This window comes from Cohnella herbarum, from assembly GCF_012849095.1.
In the GTDB taxonomy this organism is placed as follows: domain Bacteria; phylum Bacillota; class Bacilli; order Paenibacillales; family Paenibacillaceae; genus Cohnella; species Cohnella herbarum.
This window is the reverse complement of sequence record NZ_CP051680.1, coordinates 5691749-5711268: the sequence shown is the minus strand read 5'-3', so window position 1 is coordinate 5711268 and position 19520 is coordinate 5691749. Positions and strand designations below refer to the sequence as shown.

Here is a 19520-nt window from a genome sequence, read left to right as displayed (position 1 = left end):
TATCAACTCTCCTTAGATAACCGTTACTTTTGACACATCGGCATCCATGCCTTTTAGCGAAGCATAGGTCAACTTATCCATCATTGCACCGTCAAAGCAGACGGTTTTGATAACACGGAAATATTTTTTAGACAACGAAGAAGTCGGAAAAGATACGTTCTTGAGTGTCGCGCCCTTAAACGAAACTTCGTTTAATGCCGACTTGTCAAACTTGACGCCGATAAAGGTTTGACCGTCCAAATACAGCCCTCCCAGATTGGAAGATTTGAACTCCACTCCGTCAAAGATACAGTTTTCAAAGATTGTTTTACTAAGGTCGGTCAGGTTCAGCTTGACGTCGGTTAGTTTTACGCCTATGAATTTGGCTCCGGCCAGCCACGACTTGCTGAAATCGGTTCGTACAAGGATCGTCTTATTGAAGCTTGCATTTGCGAGATCAAGCGCGGACAGGCTGCAATCCGTCAGATTCGCTCCGTCAAAGTTGGCTTCGCGTACGTCGCTGCTCTTAAACGAACTGCCGGTCAAATCCGCGCCCGAAAAGTCTGAACCGTGAAGCGCGCTCCCCTTAAACAGTCCTTTACGGGCAGTAACGCCTGCAAAATCGCTCTGAGCTAGATTGCTTCCGCTAAAGTTTGTCACCACCTGCCGTTCCAGCGATCGGGAGACGTTAGCGACCTCCTGCACCGTTTGCTCAATGTCGCCGATGCTGTCAATGGTCATCTCAAAAGCGGTTTGATCGTCCTTGCCTTGGGCTTTGAGTTCACGATACCGCTCCTGCAAATCGGAGAGCAGATCGGCCTTTAATTCGGTGACGCTTTTTACTCCGTCGTAAGGTGCGAAAACACCGTTCAAATAGGTGGTCAATTTCTCGTTCATTACATCAACTCTCCCTATAGTAAGTTTTCAAGCACGCGCTTTGCGTACTCCCAGTTGCTTTTGTTGCGTTCGTAAGTCGTCTTGCCCTTTTCGGTAATCCTGAAATATTTACGCCGTCCGCCCTGCGATTCATCTCCCCAATACCACTCAATATCACCGTCGACCTCAAGCCGGCGGACACTGGAGTACATCGTCGCTTCCTTTAATTCATACTCGCCATCCGAGCGCTCGGCAATCAGTTTGACAATCTCGTAGCCGTAGCGGTCAGCTTCCGACAAGAGCCTTAAAATCATCGTATCCGTATGTCCGCGCAGCAGGTCGGATGTGATTTTGTTCTCGCTCATACAATCACCCTCCATATCTGCATGATACGACACACTACTGTGACTGTCAAGGTACTATTTTAATTACATTACCTTGTTAAGGAGGTGCCTTGAAAAATGGGCATGATCTTCGATCCACCCTCAACCGGAAGCGCTTTCAGTTTGCATCGAGCCCAGGCTAATAAGGTGCAATTGTACATATTAAAAAGCCCCCACCTAGTAATCAAGATGAGGGCGGGCTTCCATGTGCTCATATCAGGATATCAAAATCCATGGATTAAACTCCACATCCGTCTACGATGGCAAGGATTTTCAGGATCAACAGAGCAATTCATCAGCCATTGGGCTGCGTTCTCTCTTTGTTCGGGTGTGACCGGCACTCCCAAACAATCGGATAGCCTATCAATCATCTGGCAACATTTACCGTGGTCTCTTAAATCTTGAGATCGATGAGACCTAAGAATTCCGCAAACACGGTGAAAATTCATAGGATTCATGAATCTGCACCGAAACGTTCTCATTAAATACGGGTCAAGATAAGCCATAGTATCTCCAATTTCTCCTTTCGTATTAATCGTCTTTCTCACCATCAACGGCTTTCTCCCGCTTTGTGGCGGTTAGTCTAGCATATGTGAATGTCCAGAAAGGGGGCAGGGCTGCTTTCTCGTATAAGTGAAATTGATTATAAGCAGTAGCCTTTGTATTTCTTCATGTAGTGGCTTAACGTAAGCAAGGGCCAAATATGGGGATAACTGTGATAATGAATATAGAAATGCCCGGGCAGGCCGGCACCGGTCGGGTACGTTGATCGTTCGCTTTTCTGCCTGTTCCATTCCAATAAGTTGATCAGTCCTTTGTCGATCTCATCGGTTGGCTGATCATGGACGGCAATGAGGGTATCGAGTGCCCAAGCCGTATGAACAACCGTAGAGTAGGGAGCAGGAACATACCTTTTGCGTATATCGCTCTTGCAAGACTCGCCCCACCCGCCGTCCGATTGCCTGATCTTTAACAGCCAGTCGATCGCTTGTCGAATGATCGGATGATCGGCAGACATCCCGACTGCTCTCATTCCGGTGACCGCGGCCCATGTCCCATAGATATAAGAAATTCCCCACCGACCGTACCATGATCCATCTTTTTTTTGATTTTTGATAAGCCAGTGCACGCTGTCTTGAACCCGGAGATGAGTCATTGTCAATTTCAAGTGACTGCCCATAAATTCAAGGGTACGACCCGTTACATCCGCAGCAGAAGGATCTACAGCCGTATCCGCAAAGTTCTGTATGCGGAATAAGCGATTCATAGATGGGATGCTGTTCTTTTCAAAGGCGGCCCAGCCTCCATCATCATTTTGCATTCCTAACAACCAGTTAACTCCCGTTCTCCACGCCCCCCGATAATCTAATTGCTGGTCTGCAAACCGCGTAAGCGCCCGCAAAACGGCCTGCGTATCATCCACGTCCGGAATTGCGACGCTGCTTTCAGAAAATCCCCATCCTCCCGCGAGGCGAGCAAGGTTGTCTCCTCCCCCCTCCCTCAGATCTCTTTGCCGAAGGTCAAGTAAATATTGAGCAGCATTCTGAATCGCCGGATCTTCCGTCGTTAGTCCCGCTTCCTGTAAAGAATGACAAATCAGCGCCGTGTCCCATACCGTAGAAGGAGAGTTCTGAATATGGGCCTCATCGTTTAATTGGTGTCCAAAAGAGGTTAACCCCTGAATAGCATGCTGAATAACAGGAGAATCATGCTCGTAGCCGAGAGACAGTAACGCATAAATCATGAAAAAGGTAGCGCTCGCATAACTGCTTAAAGTGCCGTCCTGTTCTATATTTTGCAGCATATAACGCTCCGCTTTCTTAATTGCCGCCTTAGAGACAGGGTTGGCTGACCATCGTTCCGAGAACGCATGTAGCCAACGGCTCTTTGTATCCAGCTTTTTGTGTTTACGAGTTACGAATAAGTGGGTAATGTCCGGTGCGGATGGCTTCCTAAGCGAGAATTTTCGGTGGCAAAGAATCAATACGGGGGCAAAATGAGTGCGAACATAGGTGCTCCATCTGTAAAAGCTAAAGGGGATAAACTTAGGGATATGCAGCAAGAATAACGGAATCGGATAAAAAGCTGGCCAGGGATAAAGTCGATTTAAAGCCAGCATGAACTTGGTGGAAATATGAGCATTCTCAATTCCGCCGTTACGGAGGATAAAGGCTTCCGCCAACTTCATATGCCGGTCATGTCGATCTGAATAACCAGATAGCAACAGCCCGGTATAAGCCTCGATCGTAGAAGAGAGATGACCTTCATCATCGTCGTACTGCTTCCATGATCCATTCGCTGCCTGTTTGTTCAGCAAGCGCCGGCCGAGCAAGGGAATAAGCTCTTTGTCTGGGCTGTTAAGGGTGCTTAAGAGAATCATCATATAGGCATCTGTCACGGGTCCTGCTTCGAAACAATACTTCCAAGACCCGTTCGCCTGTTGTTCCGTCTTCAGACGGCTGATGTAACGTTCGATTTCTAATCGTACTCTCTCCAGCAGCTCCATAGTTGCACCCCGAAACAGGCGTTCACACCTTAGTTGGCTCATACTATGTACGGTGTGATCCTTTGGCAGAGGTTTTCACCTAGCAGGCTGATTTTCAATCATTTGCCTAGATGAGCATGGGCTGCGGACGACGCACTTATCAATATTTATCGGTAGCTAGGGGAGGACCAGCTAGAAGCCGAGTCCGTTCTCTTCTTGCCGGGTTCTTTCGTCATGGCTTATTACCTCCCTTTTGGTGTACAACAGAACAAAAGACGTTCGCCGAAGTTTGCTATACGACTTTGCGATATCTCGTTAGGAAAGTATATATAAGCTCGTCCATCAGAGGTTTGACGGCTTCAGTGTTTATCCCCTGTTGGAATAACGCCGGCCAAGTGAGAGCGCCTTCGATCATGGCGTAAAACACCCGCGCGGCAAGCGATGGATTGTCTATATGAAGTTTGTTGTCTTTGTGTGCAGCAATAAGCCACTTTATTAACAGTTCATGAGGAGAAGCGTACTTCGCCCTGGTCATTCTCGCGTAGTCGATATCTCTAATAAAAACGGAAGTAAGCACGCGCGATAATCCGAGCCTTGAGGGACTGTTAATCAAAAACAACTCGGCATTCGCAAATGCCGTTAATTGATCTTCCAACGATCTTGCAGGATCGTAGCTAATTTGCTTCAGAACTTGTTGCTCCTTGAGAAACATGGCAATCACCTCTTGAAAAAGATTCTCTTTATTCAAAAAGTGATTATAGACCGTGCGTTTGGAAACCCCTGCGAAATCAGCGATCCGATCCATGCTTGTATTGTCGTAACCCAGTTCGGCAAACACTTCCATGGCTCTGCTAAGTATGAGTTCACGCTTCTTGCTTGTATCTCTTTTCTTGGGAGCGGGTACGTTCATATCTTCGTATAATCCTCTCAAAATGACATCAAATAAACAACAATATGTAGCGTAATTACGCATTGACTGTTTATTAATTACACTGTACAGTGTAATTAAAGTTTGGAATAAATTCAATACCATTCCTTGCGGTTGGAGAGATCCGTATCTTCCGTATATCCCCTTTGAGTTTTTTGCCGGTATTTACATTCTGGTCAAAAGTTTCAAATTACAGCCCGGAAGGAATTGATTCCATGAAAGCGGTCGTGTGTACAAAATATGGCCCACCGGAAGTGCTTCGACTCGAGGAAGTAAACAAACCTTCTCCACAGCACGATGAAGTATGCATTAAAATCTACGCTACGGCAGTAACCGCAAGCGACATCTACATTCGGGGTTCGCAATTGCCGCTCCGGTTTTGGCTGCCGATGCGTCTCTTCTTAGGGCTAACAAAACCGAGAAAATCTATCCTAGGCATGGTGTTAGCAGGAGAAATCGAATCCATAGGCAAAGACATCAAACGGTTTAAACCGGGCGATCAAGTTTATGGGGTTACGGGTTTTGGACTCGGAGCCTATGCCCAGTACAAATGCATGAGAGAAACAGACTCTATGCACGGATGTCTATCGCTAAAACCCGAAAATATCAGTTACGAAGAGGCAACCTCCGCCGCGTATGGCGGACTGTTGGCGTTACAACGCATTGAGGAAGGAAATATTAAACCCGGTCATCAGGTGCTGATATTCGGAGCTTCGGGAACTTCCGGTACCGCGGCCGTACAACTGGCTAAATATTACGGCGCTGAAGTTACCGGAGTATGCAGCACTCGAAACTTGGAATTTATACATGCTTTGGGTGCGGATAAAATGATTGATTACGCCCAAGACGATGCGGTAAATCTCGTCGAGCGCTACGACTTCGTGCTCGATGCAGCCGGAAGATATAAAACTTCTAAATTGAAGGAAATATGCAAAAAGTCGCTTAAACCAAAAGGTAAATATATCTCCATCGATGATGGAAAATTAGAATTGAATTCAGAGCGTCTTGCGAAGATCAAAGCGCTAATCCAAGCCGGGCATTTTAAACCGGTCGTAGACGCAATCTATCCTATGGATCGAATTGTAGAAGCACATGAATATGTCGAAAGGGGACGCAAAAGAGGCGGGGTAGCCGTATTCATTGAACATTCCGACTAATGAGAACAAAAAAAGGCTGAATTTGCGTTTGCAATGCGGCAAATTCGGCCTTTTTCTGTCGAATCTCAATCAATCGTTTGCGCCGGTACGTGTAGAGGTCCGGTCAGCAGACTTATCTTCGAGAGCTCTTTATCTTTCCGACGACGTCCTTAATAGCGGCAATAATCGCGTCCGGGCGCTCCAACTGCATAACGTGGCTGGAGTCTGCAAGAACTTGATGCGTGCTGTTGGAAGACCAGCCGGCCTGCTCGGCCTGCATGCTTGCCCAAGCCGCTTCCGCATGATCGAACTGTTCGCGCGTGAGGCCGCTTGCGGTCCGTTCGGTTTCGCTGAAAGCGCTCCAAGGCTTTCCTCTGGAGAGCACGGCGAGGGGAAGGCTACCGAGGGTACGGAATGTTCCGGCTTCACGTAGCGAATCTTCGAATGCGGCTGCCTCCGCGAAGGCGGCCTTGAGCGATGTCGGTTGATAGGCCGTGATCGCTTTAGCCGTCTGGGGCGGCAACTCCGGGACCTCGGCATCGGGAAGCACGAGCCTTGGCAAACCGGACCACGCAACCGCCGCAAGGGCTCGAAACACGATTGGAATCGGATCGCTTTCCGGCTCGCCGGTGGCCCGAGCGAGGCGCGCGGTCTGTTCTGGATGCGAGGCATCGACCAGAACCATCCCGGCGACTTCTTTTCCGTAATGCTTGGTGAACGTCATGACGTACGGGCCGCCCATCGACGCACCGACCATAAGATAAGGCGGTTTTTCATTCGCGGCACGCATAACCTTGTGAAAATCTTCAGCAATGGCGAGACCGTTGCGCTGACCTTTAGCCGGATCGCTCCACATAATGCCGGCCCGGTCATAGGAGCATACTCGCGTGAACCGGGCGACCTGCTCCTGCACGGGTTGCCATAGCGCAGACCCGCTGGTGTCGGCACCCGCCTCGAGCACGACAAGCGGCGTGCCTTGACCTTCGCAATTCAGGTGGATCTGGCGACCGCCTATGTCCACAAGCCTTCCAGGCGGCGGGAAATCTTCGGCGGCTCGATTGCGAGACGATTGTTCGTACACGGAGCCGATTAAGACTAGAACCATTGCAAGGATAGCGAGGGCGATGGCCGCGCGCTTTGTCCAACGACGAAAAAATAGACGCATATTTCTCCTCCAACTGTAAACGTATTGTTTTTCCTACCTGTGACTGCTCTTCCGACGGTTAGCTAATTCATGTAAACTCTCTCTCCTTTTCTTTCATCTAGGCACACTATACTCGCCTTATTTAAATTGAAAATGAATGGAGAATTACAAAAAAACAATCGGAGGCCGAAAGCCCCCGATTGCTATGAAGGTAAGACGTGCTATGCGGTTGTTACGGGCTCATCCCGAGCGGCAGCTTCACGGTGAATACCGAACCTCCGTCCGGCGCTCCGTCCGCCCGGATTTCTCCTTCATGGATATCCACGATTTGTTTGACGATGGATAGTCCCAGTCCGCTTCCGCTGACGGCGCGGTCACGGGCCTTATCCGCTTTGTGAAACGGCTTGAAAATATCCGTCCGCTGATCCTCCGGTATTCCGATCCCGTTGTCCGTTATGCGGACGACCGCCGACCGGTCGTCGGTATAGGCGCGGATGCAAACCCTTCCGAGAACGGGAGTGAATTTAATGGCGTTGCTCAGTAAATTCGTCCATACCTGGCTGAGTTGATCCTCGTCCGCATGAACGGTTACCGGTTCCAGGTCCAATTCGACGGCGATTTCTTTGCCCGACCATTGCGGCTCTAGAGCGATGACAATATTGCGGAGCTGTTCGTCAAGCCGGTAAGCCGAAGATTGGACGGGATGACGATGATGCTGCAAGGAAGAAAGCCGCAGCAGGTTCTGGCTGATCCTGGACAACCTCTCGCTTTCTTCCTCGATAATCGTCAGGTAATACATTCGGCTTTCCTCGCTCATGCGTTTCTGCTTCAGCGCCTTGGCGAAACCCGAGATGGACGTCAGCGGCGACTGGATCTCATGCGATACGTTCGCCACGAATTCCCGCCTCATCCGGTCCAACTTGGCGACTTCCTGCGCCATATCGTTAAAGCTCGCGTTAAGCTGTCCGATCTCATCCTTACGATTTGTCCGGAGCTGCACGTCATAATGGCCTTGAGCCATTTGCCCGGCCGCGTCTCTCAGCCGAAGAAGCGGCTTCACAATGAATCTCGCGCCGACCAGAACGAGGAAACTTCCGATCAGAAAGACGGTCAACAGCTCCGTGTTGACTTCTTTGTTCGACTGCATCCACATTTCATTGCTCTTCAGCATGACGAATAAGGCATAGGACTTGCCGTCAACCGGGAACGGAAGTCCGACCATCGGATACCGCCCTTCGTTCCCGATTTCTCTGGCTACGCCGCCGGCCAGCACGCTGCGAACCCGTTCCGCCCCGGGAACGACGGGCTCCGCCCCGTCTTCCAGCAGCGGCTTGCCTGAGACGTCGAACAGTTGAATCGCGTAAATCGAGATGCTGGAAACGTTATTCATGAAAGGAATCAATTCCGTTCCGGGGGACGAACGGTAGGTCTGAATGATTTGCTTGCCGTTCGACAGTAGGCTATTCTCCAGCGTTCGTTCGAACGGTTTCTGGAACAGCAGCGCAGACGCGACGGAAGCGATGACGAGGCTGACGACGATAATGCCGATGAAGAGGAGAACCATGCGGGTATAGAGCGATTTAATCCCGGTACACCTCCAGGCGGTAGCCGAGACCTCGCAGCGTTACAATGCGGAAATCAGACTCGTGTTCGGCGAAGCGATCCCGAAGCCGCTTGATATGAACGTCCACGGTCCGCTCGCCTCCTTCATAATCCATTCCCCATATTTCTTCGATCAGACGATCCCTGGTGAACAACTGCACCGGATAACTCCCGAACTTGTAGAGCAGCTCGAATTCTTTCATCGGCAAGGTGATCTCCAGGCCGTCCTTGTTCACCACCTGGTAGCTTTTGCGGTCCAACTGCAGATCGCCAAGCCGAACCGTTTGGGAACAGGCTATGCGGTAACGTTTCAACAGCGCCTTGACCCGCAGCGTAAGCTCCATCGGGTCGAACGGCTTCGCGAGATAATCGTCGGTACCTAGCTTGAAGCCTTTGATCCGGTCCGCCGGCTCGCCTTTTGCGGTAATCATGAGAATTGGCATGTCGCCAAGCTCTCGGAGCTTGGCGCACAAGTCCCAACCGTCCATGCTCGGCATCATGATATCCAAGACGACCAGATCCGGCGAATGATTCTCGGCGTATTCCAGCGCTTCAACGCCGTTTCCCTTCTGCACGACTTCGATCCCTTCGTCTTCGAGGTAGAGCCGTACCAGTTCGCGAATGTGCGCATCGTCGTCCACAACCAGCACTTTGGGCATCCGTCTTCCTCCTTTCCGCCTGCGCCGTTACATTTTACGACAGTTGTTTAAACTCAGTATGAACGGAAGCCTCCGGCTGGATAAGCTGTCTAAATCCCGCGTCCGACGCTGGCCTCCGATATTCGATAAATTACTCAAGAGCTTGCAGTTCTTCACGAATCAACTTCAGCTCTTGTATTCCCTGATTAAGTATTTCTTTAGGCGGCTGAAATCGAATGTCTAGCTTCTTGCCTGTCCTGCTGATTTTCCAATCCCGTAATGCTTTACCAATAAACAAATCATACGTCTCGTCTAAATGTTGACCCAAGGCTACTAACTTTTCCTTATTCATTTTCGGTAATTTGAGTTTAAATTGATTAACGATTTCCTTGTACTCTCTATCAAATTGTTGAATGATCTCTAGATAATCATCGTAAAGCTCATAATCTGCTTTTACCTCATATGCAAAATCCATAATGATCGATTCTCCAGGCACGGCCAATATCCAATATAGATTGGATTGTTCTTCGCTAATAGGGAGATGCTCGCCCTCTTTCGCTGCTAATTCATTGACAAATGCCCTGAAATATCCCAATTCCTTTCCCCTATCAATATATTCATTCATGAGAATTCCTTTTTCAAGCGCAGCTTGATTTGATTTATGGTCAAAATACATTTTCAGCAAAAATGCATTTACTGCAATCGAAAGAATGAGACAAACAACAATCGCGCTATTTTTATTCATTCCTCTTCCTCCCTCGTAAAAGCGAACGCTATCAGGTTTCTCAATTCGCAGGCAGATTTGGCACCTTGATCCAAACTCCCCAGTATATAATTAGTTCTCTCACAATCCCTCATTGTCACACTTGCAGGGCAATCGCATTAGGAATCGCTTAGTTTTCTAGGTACACTACGTTGGCTTGAACCTAACGGAACCAGCGGCCGCTATTCTGCTCAAAAAGGCAATTTTTAAAATCTAACGGAAATGAGCGCTCTTATTTTATTGTTTTTCAGTGAAAGCATACCTATTGTGTCTAAATAGAGGCTGCTAGTTCCGTTAAAATTCTAGAACACTTCTTTTCGACGAAATAGAGGCTACGGCAGACGTTAGAAAAAAACGCTCGGCAACGGCAACGGACGATAGGCGGTTTTAAGTTTCAAAAGAATCGTTATGTCAGCGAATTTTTGCTGGATTTATACCTTTGGTGCAAGGTGACGTGAGTCAGGGTGCAGCGCGATGGCGATCACCCATGGCCCCGGGCTCAATTGGTAGTATAATTACTGACTTATATCTAAACTTAATAAATTCGTAGTACTTGAAGTATTCGTGGAATAATGATCATGTCCTGCTCGCTAGACTGCGTTGCTGCAGCTGACGCCTTGGTTCCTGTAACTGCCATCGCCGGGTTCTTGTTTGCATGCAAGCTGTTGAACGAAAACGCCAAAGAAGGCCGCGACGGTCCCCGAACGGCAACCTGTCACAGCCCTCCAACCCGCATCCAAGCGCGGCCTCTCTGAGATCTGGATTTATCGGTAAAAACTTCCCTGAAAGTGCGAATAAGCGTTGTGTTACAGTTAAAATACATGGCATACTCTTCCGGACTCGACTCCTTCAAGGCTATTCTAATCGTGCTTCCACGTTTCGCAATATAACTAGGTTCTCCCCTTCTTTCTCCTTGCATCAGATAAGAAAATTTTGATTACAATTTGGTCGCAGAGCTGTCTTCTACTTGTGGCATGATTTCAACGCGGTAATCTACAACTTTAACTGTTGACTCCATGTTGACTTCAACGCATAAAAATACAGAGCGGTGGCGGTCATCGCGCCATGCTCTGTATTCATAATCTACATACTGCCACATGTCTCTAATCCTTCTCTTCCCCCGTCGCGATCGGATTCTCGCTGTAAGAAATCCAATCGCTCCAGCTTCTTTTCCCCCACGAACCCCTATGCTAGAATAGTTCCAACGCCGAAAAGTAGAGGTTCCGATCAGCGCGGCGGGAATGCATCGGAGGATATGCCAGCGCTCATGTGCAAAGACCTCCCTTGGCTACGCTTGGGAGGACTTGTGGAGCAAGAAGCTCGTGGAGGACGGGGCTGGCGGAACAGTGTGGTTTGAGCCAAGGGGAAGTATCCACCTGTGGCTGGGTCAAGCCGAGCGGATCGCCTACAAAAGGCCAAGTGAAGCAAGGTAGCACCCGGAGGGTGGACGACCACAACGGCAATCATGTTTGCAGCCTGTTGGCGGTTGTTTGCAACTTCTTACTGCTCCTTCGTAACTTTCCATGAAGGAAGCTTAAAAATAGCCTGGAACACTTGTTCCAGGCTAAAGCCATAATCTCCATATAAAAAGATTACTGGCTTAAAGAATACAGATAAAAACCATAGTCTGTGGGTGTTCCCGGATGCCCCAATTGCCGAAGCATGGCGGTCACATTACCGCGGTGGTACGTTCCATGGTTCACAAAGTGCTGAATATAATCCACACACCGGGCATTGAACGTCCCGGAAGGATAAACGACTTCGATGTCCTCATGCTGTTCAATGAATATCCGAAATCGATCGGCCAGATCATTCATCATCTGACTTAACTCTTCTATGCGCTTTCCTTTAGTCTCTGCCACTATGGAATCGATCGAGTCTTTCAAGCGCTCCAAATATTCAACCGACATGTCAGTGACGCCACCCGCGACAAAGAATGACAGCCAACCTCGATCAATCACATAAATATGAACCATTGTGTCGAAGATAGTCGGAAATACGCTGACAATCTCCTTTCGGTATACCTCCTCTGAAAGCTCCTGTAAATATTCGCAAATCTTCCGGTTCGCCCAAACGTGATAATTGAACTGCTGCAATGCATACTTCTTCAAATCGGTTTCCCCTTTCGATTGGGGAATCACGCAGTTTAAGGGCGATTATGCGCTAATCCCCTAATAATTTGCCCGTAGTTGACTGTTGTTTTCATTTTAAACGCCTCCTGATATTCATCTGAGTCCATGCTAACACAATAGGTTATCAAGAACAATTGGGCAGGAAATGTTGACAGCACCAGCCTCAGTTCGCCATCATTTGATAGATTGCTCCGCACGAAAGGACTTGCCGCACCTGCTTGTGAATGGACAGAAGCAAAGCGCACGATCATTCAACAACCACCTGTCCCGAATGCCCAACTGTGGCTGGCTCCGGGGTTCTGTCAACTGCTTTCGCCAACTTCTTGTTTGCAAGCTGTTGACGGAAAAGCCAAAGGGGGCTGTGACAGGTTACTTGCTCCCACCCTGTCGCAGCCCCCTAAACCGCGCCCGACGCGGCTTTTCGGCTCTTACTCTTCCCCCACAGCCACCGGATTCCCCTCATAGCTAATCCAATCGCTCCAGCTTCTTATCCCCCCACTAACCCCTATCCTCAAAGGGTTCCAACGCCAAAAAGTAGGGGTTCGGACCATCGCTGCGGGAATGCCTCGGAGGATATGCCAGCGCCCATGTGCAACGACCTCCCTTGGCTACACTTGGGAGGACTTTGGGAGCAAGAAGCCCGTGGACGACGGGGCTGGCGGAACAGTATGGTTTGAGCCAAAACGAGGTATCCACCTGTGGCTGGGTCAAGCCGAACGGAACGCCAACAAAATGCCGTGAAGCGAGGTAGCACCCCAAAGGGTGGATGGGTTGGACACTGTTGTTTGCCGCTTGTTGGTGGTTGTTTGCAAAATTGCAGTCCTAGTTGACAGCTACATGGTAGGTTGTATAGTAATAGGTTTCATTTGAACCGTTATACTCTATTGTCCCACTTGACCAGATGTCTTTTTTTACATCCCTACCTAGGAAATCCTTTTCAGTTACGTATTTCAATCGATCTTCGAGGTTAGTGTAAACATAGTTTGATATACAAACATGGTTAGGAGAATGAGCTTTATCACTTAATACGACAGATTTGTTAACAGAGTTTCCAATCCAAATCAAGTCTTTATTATTGGAATCCCCACCAACCCCGATCTTTGTACAAAGAATTTTCCCATCATCTAAACCAATTCCAAAATCTATAGCTGAATACTTGGCTAAATAGTTATTTATTCCACTTTCAGAGTTGGTAATCATATATTTCATTTGCATTGCAGCTTGAACTGCATTAGTTAAAGTTGTTTTTGATGTGCCTTGGAAAAAGACTAGCATGCTGTCGCCATTAAAGCTCCTCACTTCTCCACCGAGCTTATCTGCTAATTTTATTATTGTATGAAAGTAAGCCATATGTATTTTGGCAACCGTAGATTTATTATGATTATTCAGTATCTTTGTTGAGCCCCGCATATCTATAAATAATACAGTTGCTTCAAACCTTAATCCTTTATTTCCAAATGTTAACTTAGCGTTATCAATAGAGGGAACATAGGTTACATCTTCAGTAACAAAATCCTCATCCATTATTTCCTTGACTTTTTTCTTAATGCTTTCTTTCAAAGACATTTGCTTCACCTCTTTATAATATTTGAATGAGTATAATGTAAACCGTCAGAAATCCAACAGTGTACAGGAGTCCATTAAAGACATACCCTAGACGATGTGTCTTAATAGTCATTATTTTTGCTACTTCGTGAATTTGCCCAGCTATCTCTTCGATAATTTGATCTTCCGAAATGGACTTCAGTCGAGAATTCAGAACATTTTTACGTATACTAGAGATATGTTCAAAGTAAAAGACAGAATGCTCGTCTTCTTTGTAGTTCATTGCAAGTCGAGGCTTAAGTATTTTTACAATGATAAAATATATCTGTCTAACAATATTTCCTAAAGTTAGAACACCAAATACAAATATAAGACTCGAACCAATACCCGGAACTAGGCTTAGCTTGAATGGATTAATAAACGATTGCGTTTTAGAAAACTCAATATAAGCAGTTATTATAAACCCATAAACAACCAGCACTGCAGCAGCTTTTTGATCAATAAAACGGATTAATTCTTGGATATTTTTAAAACTATCCATAGCAAATTGAATTTGCTTCGTCTTGTCTGTCTCATATATCTGTTGTGTATCGTCTGAACTACTATTCGACATTTTTCCCACCAATCCAAACTGGAAGATTGCTATGTACTTATTACCATCTTACCATTTAGGGCCAAAAAGAACCATCATTGTAAGACGCATCCTCCAAGTGATTTGCCATCATCTTGTTGAAATAAAACTAAACCTTTTAAAATCAAAATAGCCCGATTGCCGCCAACCTTGGCGGTATTTTTCGCGAAAGGAGATAATTATATGCCAACAGCAACTCGTGAACGGCTAGCTTCTTCTAAGATCACCCTACATCATCCGATTGATTATTACTTTGATATATTTTTTCGCGCCAAGAAAATCGAAGGGTTGAAGCCCCGGACGCTGAACGACCACAAAAGCCACTACCGTTACCTGCAACGCTGGCTGACTAAACACCACCCGACACTCAAACTGGAAGAACTGACCGCTGACCACTTTCGCCAGTACGTCGGGCACATGCTGACCGAACAGGCTCTATACGACGGACACCCGACGTTGCAAGACCACAACACAGCCCAAGGTTTGTCCCCCGCAACCGTGAACATCCGTACCCGGACGCTCAAGTGCTTCCTTCGGTTTCTCCACGACGAAGGCTACCTGCAAACTGACCTTGCTTCCCGTGTCAAACTGCAAAAGGTAAAAGAGGACACGCTTGGTGCATTCGAGAAAGAGCAAGTCCTCCAACTGCTAGCAGCGCCAAACCAGCGGGAGTATACCGGCTTCCGTGACTACGTGCTGCTCACCTTGCTTTTCGACACCGGATTGCGGATCAACGAAGCGCTGAACCTCACTGCGGATGACCTAGACGTTGCCAATAGAACAATCACTGTCCGCGCCACCGTTGCCAAGAACGGCACGTCAAGGGTTGTACCTGTACGCAAACGTACTGCGGAACTTCTCGCCGCACTCATCCAAGAGAACCGAAAGCAGTTTGCCACCCGCTGCCCTTCCACCGTGTTTCTGCTCAACTACGGCAAGCCCCTGACGTACAACCAAGCCTATGAGCGTATCCGTCTCCACGGCGACAAAGCTGGAATAACTGGCGTTCGAGTTTCTCCGCACACGTTCCGGCACACGTTCGCAACGCTGTACGTCCTTAATGGCGGCGACCCTTTCACGCTGCAAAAGATACTCGGCCACCATGATTTCAGTATGGTCAGGAAATACGTCCAAGTGAATCAACGTGACCTGCAAGAGAAACACGAACAAAGCAGTCCGTTGGCTGGCGTGTAACCAAAGCAAGCGCAGGTGCCGGACAAGTACAATGAAACATACTACCTTCCAATCTATACTTGAACCATAAATAATCGGGATTCTTTGAATGGTATCTGGAGAGCTTTTGTAAAATCGCTTTTCCGGTTGTGTGTTCAAATATCTTCGTGGAGTAGAATGTGAGGCCCAACGCCAATATAATCGATAGCTGTATACGACAAAACGAACGATGTCGCGAAAACGTCGGTGGTGCTTCTTGTATTGCCGCCGCTGTTCTCCAAACCGTAGAACCCGCCGCGTCAGGTGTTCCACCAGTCGAACAGCGACAAAAGGGACTGATACGACGGGTTCGTCGTTTTTCTGAGCTATTTTTCTGAGATTGCGTCAGTATATAGCAACCCGATTCAGTTGTTCGAAACCTGTTGGTTTGAAAGTTTTGCTAGTGTTGTTCGACTGGTCGAATCAGGTTGTACCCATATGATGAAGAGAAACGGAAAGGTGCTTTCGTTGTGTTAGAAGTTTGAAAAGGGGCAAACCTAGCTATCCACCCACACAAGGCTAAGGAAAGTACCTTTTGTGGCTCGGAAAATAGCGAAAGCCGCCTAACCTGAGTGCAGGAAAGGCGGCTTTCTGTTGTTTTTTGGGGAAGCTGCGATTATTGGTAAACTCAACTAAGAGTACCGACAGCCTCCACCATAGGTAAAACCCGTGACGCTAAAACCCAAGATGAACCATGCCCTCAAATTTTATGCTGAATTTTATCGCATTGAATCTTTCCCCGTCAAGTTAGCCTTTGTCGACGCTCTTGCCCATGGATTCAGCCACAAACCCCATCCGTTCACAACCCAACCCATCCACCCTTTGGGGTGCTACCTCGCTTCACGGCATTTTGTTGGCGTTCCGTTCGGCTTGACCCAGCCACAGGTGGATACCTCGTTTTGGCTCAAACCATACTGTTCCGCCAGCCCCGTCGTCCACGGGCTTCTTGCTCCCAAAGTCCTCCCAAGTGTAGCCAAGGGAGGTCGTTGCACATGGGCGCTGGCATATCCTCCGAGGCATTCCCGCAGCGATGGTCCGAACCCCTACTTTTTGGCGTTGGAACCCTTTGAGGATAGGGGTTAGTGGGGGGATAAGAAGCTGGAGCGATTGGATTAGCTACAGTGAGAATCCGGTAGCGACGGGAGAAGAGTAAGAGCCGAGAGGCCGCGTCGGACGCGGGTTTGGGGGCTGTGACAGGTTATGAGCATGTGACCTGTTGCGGCCCTCTTTGGGCTTTTCCGTCAACAGCTTGCAAACAAGAACCCGAGGAAAGCAGTTGCAAGCGGCCCGGAGCCAGCCACAGTAAGGCGGTCGGGTCAGGTTGTTGTTGAATGGCTTCGTGCGCCTTGCTTCCGTCCATCCACAAACAGGCGGGGCGCAACCTTTCGTGCGGAGCAAGTGGACGATCACCTTTGGGAGCAATTCGCTTGGCTTTCCTAGGCGTTGTTGGTATCCCCCGGTTTGGCGGCATCGGCAACAAGAACACGTCGGTTCGGGGGAGTGGACGGGGCAGAACCGGAGCCGTTCCACCGTGCAAACCATCACGACCGGGAGCCGTTCGGGGCGGCGAGGTTAGAGAGAGGTCTTGTTGTGATTGACAAGCGTTCAAGGGATGATCCAGCCACAACCCCGGAAGGGTCAAAAGCGGAGCGGCTCCAAGAGCTAACGCAACCTTACATTCCAACACTCTTGAGCGTAAGGTTGAACAAGCTCCGCAGGGAGCGGTGGTTGTATAACAATAGAAGTTGAAGAACTTACACTTCTTCATTCTGAGCGTAAGGTTTCCGGCGATCGCTCTCCACGGCTCCAGCTTGCCAAACCTTACGCTCCAGGACAAATTCGGTACTTCGGCCTACTGTGTCGTTCTGCCGGGGGTATTTGCATCACTCGAATGGCTCCGGAGCGTAAGGATAGCCATCCCACCGCCGCTCGCTCCGGGCTTCGTCAACCTTACGCTTGTCTTCCGAGAACGTAAGAACAACAGTGCGGCGAATCTGGCTCGGAACTGCTCTTGCCGGGCTTCGCGTCACCCTTACGGCACTCGTGAGAGCCACGTAAGGACAGCAAAAGGGAGCAGCCCGAAAGCCACTCCCCACTGGAAACTAATCGTTGAAAAACCCGTGTTTTTGGAAAGCTTGGAGTTGCTCTTCGTTCAGCCACACCTGTAGCTGTTCGAGCTTGTCCAGCACTTCTTTCTTGCCAACTTCTCTCCCGGCATCATGTTCCATTGAACCCTTCAAGTCCTTCGTTGCATGCTCGGCTTCCAAGCGCGAGTTGGTCAAACGAATATCGTTCCACAGTTCTGCGCGGATCTCCGGCACTTGCTTCGCCAGTGCTTCGATGTCGATCCCAATCGCTCTGATCGTCTTTTGGTACATATACTTTGTTACGCCTTCCTTGCCGCCTTGGACAAAAGGTTGTTCGGCTAGATTGGCGAGCAGATCGTTTTGCCCCGCCTCCTGCCCCTTGCTTTTCACGTCTTCCAGAAACTTTTCCACCCAGTATGTCTTGCTTAGCCAAAACTGCTTGCCGTCCACTAGTGTCTGTTTCTCCTTCGACACGTTCTCGTCCGTATGCTTGTTCTGCACGAACTTGAGAAAGCGGATGTACGGTTCTTCGGGGTTAGCCAGGCTCCGCTGCTCCATGATAATTTCGATGATCTTGGTGATCGTTTCCGGGCTGATCTGATTTGCTCCAACATACTCCGCCAAGTCGTTCATCATCAGGATGCCGAACACAACCGCGCTCGCTGCGCTATACGCCCGTTGGTCTCCGTCGGTACGACCGACAATTTCCTCTGCGCGGGCGAACCACTCGTGCCACTTGTCCTGCCTCTCAATCAGGTACAACAAATATGGATATAGGAAATGGCTGAAGTCTGCCCGCAAAAGCTTGGCAACATCGGCTTGCTTCATGGCGCGGTCTGCTTTCCGGACGTGGACGGGGAGGCAACGATCTGCTACTGCTTCATTATCAATATAGATGTTGCCTTGCAGAATCAGCGGTGCGCTCAACTGGCTCACACTGTTTTGCTTGTTCGTCTCACCACGCTCAATCTTGTCGCGGTTATAGACGGCTTTAAGTATCGCTATCGGCCTCGCTTCTTTATTCTTCACCAGAACAAACTCTTCCGACACGACAACAAAGGCGTTGGTTGCAGCGAGCGCCATTTGGAGTGGCTGGGCGGTTGAAATAAACGCAATTGCATCACTCACAGATTTATACCCAAGCATTGCGGCGATAATCTTGGCAAGGGTTGACTTCCCGCCTCCCGGCTCTCCGTACTTAAATAAGATGGGGAAGTACAATTTGTTCTCGTAGTATAGTTGGCTTAAAAGGCTAGCGAAGCTCCAAGCGAGCGTGATCGTGGACTTGTTGTTCGCTAGTATTTCCGGCACTTCGTTCAGCAAGGTTCGTGCCGTATTCTTAAACTTCTCTTCGTCACTATCTAGCCGAACGTACGATTTGGTTTTTGACGCATATATGCCCTCGCAGTAGATTGTCGAGGTGATCTTACTGTGCGTTTTCACAATCCGTTGCAGCTTCTCCTGCGTGTCGTAGATCAGGAAATAATACTCGCCCGTCTTGGTGTCCTTGTATAGTCCCGTTTGATCGATCATGTTGACATGTGGCTGACTACGGGCAGGAGCTTTAAGGAACTTGACGAACTTGGCGAATTGTTTCTGGTCAACCAAGAGATCAGCTTCCGTCGGGAGCTTCTTGCGAAAGGCATCTACGGTCGTCAAGCTCGTCTTGTCGAAGAAGGCGCTCGATTTAACCAACTTACCATTTACTCTAACATCAGCCAACAAGCCACGGTCGCCGCTGACGAAGCGCGTATTGTCGAACACAAAGTTAGTTATCGGGCTAAGGTCTACCCCTTTGCTAGTGAAGTTTACTTGCAGGTACAAGCCTTTGTTTGCAACAAATCGCTCCGAACCCGCTTGCGCAATCAAAGCTGCTTCTTCTTGTTCAGCCTCGTTCAGTATGTCTTCTGCACTCATTTTATTTCCTCGCTTTCCATTGTGATCGTCTCCAACGGATTGCTTCCCGCTGGGCGCTGTTG

The 19520-nt window shown here is 48.7% G+C and carries 16 protein-coding genes; 2 read left to right on the top strand and 14 right to left on the bottom strand.

What is annotated here, in order from left to right; genetic code table 11:
- Window positions 1–12: 12 nt before the first annotated feature.
- The 4 genes from HH215_RS24350 to HH215_RS24335 all read right to left on the bottom strand — a co-directional run bounded on the left by HH215_RS24350 (window position 13) and on the right by HH215_RS24335 (window position 4633).
- On the bottom strand, window positions 13–876 hold the full coding sequence (locus tag HH215_RS24350) for a pentapeptide repeat-containing protein (RefSeq protein WP_169282250.1): 864 nt from the start codon (window positions 874–876) through the stop codon (window positions 13–15).
- A gap of 14 nt (window positions 877–890) precedes the next feature.
- Window positions 891–1220 carry a PadR family transcriptional regulator gene (locus HH215_RS24345; protein ID WP_169282249.1) on the bottom strand — a complete coding sequence of 110 codons (330 nt, stop codon included), beginning with the start codon at window positions 1218–1220 and terminating at the stop codon, window positions 891–893.
- A 661-nt stretch (window positions 1221–1881) separates the two neighbouring features.
- A complete protein-coding gene (locus HH215_RS24340) occupies window positions 1882–3744 on the bottom strand; it encodes a terpene cyclase/mutase family protein (protein ID WP_169282248.1) in 1863 nt (620 codons plus the stop codon).
- Between the two features lie 271 nt (window positions 3745–4015).
- On the bottom strand, window positions 4016–4633 hold the full coding sequence (locus HH215_RS24335; protein ID WP_169282247.1) for a TetR/AcrR family transcriptional regulator: 618 nt from the start codon (window positions 4631–4633) through the stop codon (window positions 4016–4018).
- 233 nt (window positions 4634–4866) lie between these two features.
- Between HH215_RS24335 and HH215_RS24330 the strand changes: the two genes are divergently transcribed.
- Entirely contained in the window at window positions 4867–5808 is a 942-nt protein-coding gene (locus HH215_RS24330) for an NAD(P)-dependent alcohol dehydrogenase (RefSeq protein WP_169282246.1), read from the top strand.
- Between the two features lie 112 nt (window positions 5809–5920).
- Here the strand turns inward: HH215_RS24330 and HH215_RS24325 are convergent, their stop codons facing one another.
- The 9 genes from HH215_RS24325 to HH215_RS24285 form a co-directional block, all read right to left on the bottom strand.
- The gene (locus HH215_RS24325) at window positions 5921–6892 is read right to left on the bottom strand and encodes an alpha/beta fold hydrolase (RefSeq protein ID WP_169282245.1); all 972 of its coding nucleotides are present in this window, start codon (window positions 6890–6892) and stop codon (window positions 5921–5923) included.
- Window positions 6893–7163: 271 nt separating this feature from the next.
- Entirely contained in the window at window positions 7164–8516 is a 1353-nt protein-coding gene (locus HH215_RS24320; protein ID WP_510549642.1) for a sensor histidine kinase, read from the bottom strand.
- Window positions 8512–9192, bottom strand: coding sequence for a response regulator transcription factor (locus HH215_RS24315; RefSeq protein ID WP_169282243.1), 681 nt, complete (start codon window positions 9190–9192; stop codon window positions 8512–8514). Before HH215_RS24315 ends, HH215_RS24320 begins: the two co-directional genes overlap by 5 nt.
- A 130-nt stretch (window positions 9193–9322) precedes the next feature.
- The gene (locus HH215_RS24310; RefSeq protein ID WP_169282242.1) at window positions 9323–9916 is read right to left on the bottom strand and encodes a hypothetical protein; all 594 of its coding nucleotides are present in this window, start codon (window positions 9914–9916) and stop codon (window positions 9323–9325) included.
- 955 nt (window positions 9917–10871) lie between these two features.
- Window positions 10872–11033 (bottom strand): hypothetical protein, encoded by a 162-nt coding sequence (locus HH215_RS24305; protein WP_169282241.1) that lies wholly within the window; start codon window positions 11031–11033, stop codon window positions 10872–10874.
- A gap of 493 nt (window positions 11034–11526) precedes the next feature.
- A complete protein-coding gene (locus HH215_RS24300) occupies window positions 11527–12045 on the bottom strand; it encodes a DinB family protein (protein ID WP_169282240.1) in 519 nt (172 codons plus the stop codon).
- Window positions 12046–12080: 35 nt separating this feature from the next.
- Window positions 12081–12317: a hypothetical protein gene (locus tag HH215_RS24295; RefSeq protein WP_169282239.1), complete on the bottom strand. Its 237-nt coding sequence runs from the start codon at window positions 12315–12317 to the stop codon at window positions 12081–12083.
- Between the two features lie 571 nt (window positions 12318–12888).
- The gene (locus tag HH215_RS24290; protein ID WP_169282238.1) at window positions 12889–13632 is read right to left on the bottom strand and encodes an adenylate/guanylate cyclase domain-containing protein; all 744 of its coding nucleotides are present in this window, start codon (window positions 13630–13632) and stop codon (window positions 12889–12891) included.
- 13 nt (window positions 13633–13645) lie between these two features.
- The gene (locus tag HH215_RS24285; RefSeq protein ID WP_169282237.1) at window positions 13646–14224 is read right to left on the bottom strand and encodes a Pycsar system effector family protein; all 579 of its coding nucleotides are present in this window, start codon (window positions 14222–14224) and stop codon (window positions 13646–13648) included.
- A gap of 201 nt (window positions 14225–14425) precedes the next feature.
- Between HH215_RS24285 and HH215_RS24280 the strand changes: the two genes are divergently transcribed.
- Complete coding sequence (locus HH215_RS24280) at window positions 14426–15436, top strand: tyrosine-type recombinase/integrase (protein WP_169282236.1); 1011 nt, start codon at window positions 14426–14428, stop codon at window positions 15434–15436.
- Between the two features lie 2120 nt (window positions 15437–17556).
- On the opposite strand, the gene HH215_RS24275 is transcribed toward HH215_RS24280, so the two are convergent.
- Window positions 17557–19458, bottom strand: a complete 1902-nt coding sequence (locus tag HH215_RS24275; protein ID WP_169282235.1) for a hypothetical protein — start codon at window positions 19456–19458, stop codon at window positions 17557–17559.
- Window positions 19459–19520 lie beyond the last annotated feature (62 nt).